Annotated in this window: 5 protein-coding genes; 3 read left to right on the plus strand and 2 right to left on the minus strand. The window is 71.3% G+C overall.

Features of this window, described 5'->3' with window-relative positions:
- Positions 1-712, plus strand: a 712-nt coding sequence (locus tag ACVNF4_RS34065; RefSeq protein WP_461806737.1) for a hypothetical protein, incomplete at its 5' end; no start/stop codon positions are given.
- On the opposite strand, the gene ACVNF4_RS34070 is transcribed toward ACVNF4_RS34065, so the two are convergent.
- Positions 699-887 (minus strand): ferredoxin, encoded by a 189-nt coding sequence (locus ACVNF4_RS34070; protein ID WP_461806738.1) that lies wholly within the window; start codon positions 885-887, stop codon positions 699-701. The genes ACVNF4_RS34065 and ACVNF4_RS34070 overlap by 14 nt on opposite strands.
- Positions 888-899: 12 nt before the next feature.
- Positions 900-2,096, minus strand: coding sequence for a cytochrome P450 (locus tag ACVNF4_RS34075; protein WP_461806739.1), 1,197 nt, complete (start codon positions 2,094-2,096; stop codon positions 900-902).
- A gap of 243 nt (positions 2,097-2,339) precedes the next feature.
- On the opposite strand from ACVNF4_RS34075, the gene ACVNF4_RS34080 reads away from it, so the two are divergent.
- Both ACVNF4_RS34080 and ACVNF4_RS34085 read left to right on the plus strand, forming a co-directional pair.
- Entirely contained in the window at positions 2,340-2,783 is a 444-nt protein-coding gene (locus tag ACVNF4_RS34080) for a nitroreductase family deazaflavin-dependent oxidoreductase (protein ID WP_461806740.1), read from the plus strand.
- 194 nt (positions 2,784-2,977) lie between these two features.
- Positions 2,978-3,340, plus strand: coding sequence for a DUF1304 domain-containing protein (locus ACVNF4_RS34085; RefSeq protein ID WP_461806741.1), 363 nt, complete (start codon positions 2,978-2,980; stop codon positions 3,338-3,340).
- Positions 3,341-3,365: the final 25 nt, after the last annotated feature.

The raw sequence follows: 3,365 nt of genomic DNA on the forward strand, positions 1-3,365 counted from the left end.
CCTGCGCGCCCCCGGCGGTCGGTTCGCCCGCGTCTCCCTGTGCGCGGGGAGCGGCACCCCCGTCATGGCGGTGTCCGCGCCCGCGGTCTGCCGTCGTCCCGGTGTCCACCCGGTCTGTCTCACGTCCGGCACCTGGACGGCGACCCGGGACGGCGTGCCGGTCGCCTCGGGGACCCTGCCGGGTTCGACCCCGTACCCCGGTCCCGGCACCTACGTGGTGACGGCGGCCGTCCGGGTCCGTTCGGTGCCCGCCGGGGTGGAGCCGGCGGGCACGGTGCGGGCGACGCTCACGTTCACGGCGCCCGCCGCGCGGCCGACGCACCGGATCGAGGTGGACCGGCGCACACTGTCCCGGGATTCCGTGACGACGCTGACGTACACGGTGTCCCGGGACAGTGAACAGGGCGACGGCAGCGGGCGGTTCGGGCTGATCGGCGAGGAGGGCACGGAGCTGACGACGTCCGACGCCCGCTGTGTGAACCCGCTCGTCGGCCGGTATCCGGAGCGGGCGCGCACCATGAACGCGCTGGACTGCGCGCTGACCGACCTCCAGCCGGGCAACCCGTCGACGGTCGTCGTCCAGGTCTCCCCGAAGGGCCGCTGCGGCACGGTCGTCTCGAAGCTGGGCTACTGGATGCCGCGCGGGCAGGCCCTGTACACGGGCGGCATGCTGGAGGGGCCGGCCGTGGGGTGCGCGGTCAGCTCACGGTGATCGCCTGGACCGGGCAGGCGCGGGCCGCCTCGCGGATCAGGGGGTCGTCGAGGTGGTCCGTGCCGTCCGGGACGAGGGTGGAGTAGCCGTCGTCGTCCTGGGTGAAGACCTTGGGGGCGGTCAGGGCGCACTGGCCGGCGCCGATGCAGGTGTCCGTGTCGATGTCGATGTGCATGTGCGGAGCCTCTTACCAGGTCACGGGGAGTTCCAGCATCCCCTGGATCGTGTCGCCGGGTTTGAACGGGATCGTCTCGGCGGGGACGGCGAGGCGCAGGCCGGGCAGCCGCTCGAAGAGGGTGCCGAGGGCGATCTCCAGTTCGGCGCGGGCCAGGTTCTGGCCGAGGCACTGGTGGATGCCGAAGCCGAAGGCGACGTGGTGGCGGGTGGGGCGGTGGAAGTCGAGGGCGTCGGGGTCGTCGTAGGCGGTGGTGTCGCGGTTGAGGACGGAGGTGGCGAAGACGACGCCCTCGCCGGCCTTGATCGTCGTCCCGTCGGCGTCGATGTCCTCGCGGGCGACGCGCAGCAGGCCGTCCACGATGGACAGCATCCGCATCAGTTCCTCGACGGCGACCGGCAACAGGGCGGGTTCGGCGCGGAGTTCGGCGAGTCGGTCGGGGTGGCTCAGGAGGGTGAAGGTGCCGAGCGAGATCATGTTGGCGGTGGTCTCGTGGCCGGCGACGAGCAGCACGAGGGCCATGTCGACGGCGCCTTCGCGGTCGAGTTCGCCGTCCGCCATCCGGCGGTGGACGAGCGTGTCGAGGACGCCGTCGCCGGGCGGGCCGGTGCGTTTGTGGTCGATCAGGTCGCCGAGGTACTCGCGCAGGTTCCGGCGTGCCGCGCGGATCTTCTCCGTGACCGTGCCGCGCAGCAGTTGGCGGGTCTGTTCCTCGAAGAAGTCGTGGTCGTCGTAGGGGACGCCGAGCAGGGCGCAGATCACCGTCGAGGGGATGGGCAGCGCGAAGGTGGAGACGAGGTCGGCGGGCGGGCCCTGGGCGAGGAGGGCGTCGATGCGTTCGTCGACGGTCTTCCGGATCGCCGGGCGCAGCGCTTCGGCGCGGCGCAGGGTGAAGTCCGGGATCAGCATGCGGCGTTGGACGCGGTGCAGGGGTTCGTCGGTGCCGACGACGGCCAGGGTGCGGTCGCTCACCGCCTTGAAGCGGGCGGAGGTGCCGGGGAAGCCGGGGCGGGTGCGGTCGGCGGAGAGCCGGGGGTCGGTGAGGAGGGTGCGGGCCAGGGTGTGGCCGGTGACGATCCAGGCGGGCGAGCCGTCGAAAAGGGTCACGCGGGTCAGGGGGCGGTCGGTGCGCAGCGTGTCGTAGGAGGCGGGTGGCTGGTAGGGGCAGGTGCGGCTCTGCGGGAAGGCGAGGGGGGCCGGTCGTGTCATGGAGACCTCGCAAAGGGTGCGGAAGCGGATTCCGGCGTACCGCCCCCTATTAGATGCCCCAAGCATCTATATGACGACAGGCACTTCGGCCAGATGGGCTCGGGGCGCGATCTGGCCGGAACTCCGCGCTCCGCACGGTGCGGCGGCCGGTTCTGCCTGTGAGGATGATTCCGGGGCACGCGCGCGTTGTGAACGGTGCGACACGTGCCGACGTCGTACGACTTGACGAAGAGGATGGTTGCCATGCCGCTCGAAGGCGAGTACGAGCCCAGCCCGACGCAGTGGGTGCGGGATCAGGTGGAGCTGTACGAGAAGTCCGGCGGGACCGAGGGGACGACACTCCTGGACACCGGGCTGCCGGTGATCGTGGTGACGACCCGGGGCTCCAAGAGCGGCAAGCTCCGCAAGACGCCGTTGATGCGGGTGGAGCACGAGGGGCGGTACGCGCTGGTGGCGTCACTGGGCGGGGCGCCGAAGCACCCCGTCTGGTACCACAACGTCACGGCCGACCCGCGTGTCGAGCTCCAGGACGGTCCGGTCAAGCAGGACATGACGGCCCGCGAGGTCACCGGCGAGGAGAAGGCCGCCTGGTGGGAGCGGGCCGTCGCCGCGTACCCGCCCTACGCGGAGTACCAGGAGAAGACGGACCGGACGATCCCGGTGTTCGTGCTGGAGCCGGGGGCGTAACGGCTTCACGGAAAATCCGCGGCCCGGCAGGTGTGAATCCGCTCCCGCCGGGAACCCGCTCCTCAGGCCCCGTCGCGCTCCCCCGTCGCGACGGGGCTCTTTGCTGCCCCGATTCGACTTCCTGGACAGGTGTCCAGCTATGATGGACACCTGTCCAGGAAATGTGTGTGTGAGTCGAGGGAGTCGAGAAGGTCATGGAGATCGTCGCGAACGTGCTGGTGGCACTGATCGCCGCGCTGCACGTCTACATCATGGTGCTGGAGATGTTCCTGTGGCAGAAGCCGCCGGGGAAGCGGTTCCACGGCTTCTCGCCGGACTTCGCCGCCGCCACGGCGAAGCTCGCCGCCAACCAGGGCCTCTACAACGGCTTCCTCGCGGCGGGCCTGATCTGGGGCCTGATCGCGGCCGATCCGACCGGCTTCCGCGCCCAGGTCTTCTTCCTGTCCTGCGTCATCGTCGCCGGTGTGTACGGCGCGGCGACGGCCAACCGGCGCATCCTGTTCGCCCAGGCGGTGCCCGGCGCGCTCGCCCTGGCCGCCGTGCTGATCGCGCAGTGACCCGCGCCGCGCCCGAGGACCCGCG

Source organism: Streptomyces sp. S6, from assembly GCF_054880855.1.

Excerpts from the sequence above, each read along its gene's own strand:
- ACVNF4_RS34070 (WP_461806738.1), bottom strand. The coding sequence starts at position 887 with ATGCACATCGACATCGACACGGACACCTGCATCGGCGCCGGCCAGTGC.
- ACVNF4_RS34075 (WP_461806739.1), bottom strand. The coding sequence starts at position 2,096 with ATGACACGACCGGCCCCCCTCGCCTTCCCGCAGAGCCGCACCTGCCCC.
- ACVNF4_RS34080 (WP_461806740.1), top strand. The coding sequence starts at position 2,340 with ATGCCGCTCGAAGGCGAGTACGAGCCCAGCCCGACGCAGTGGGTGCGG.
- ACVNF4_RS34085 (WP_461806741.1), top strand. The coding sequence starts at position 2,978 with ATGGAGATCGTCGCGAACGTGCTGGTGGCACTGATCGCCGCGCTGCAC.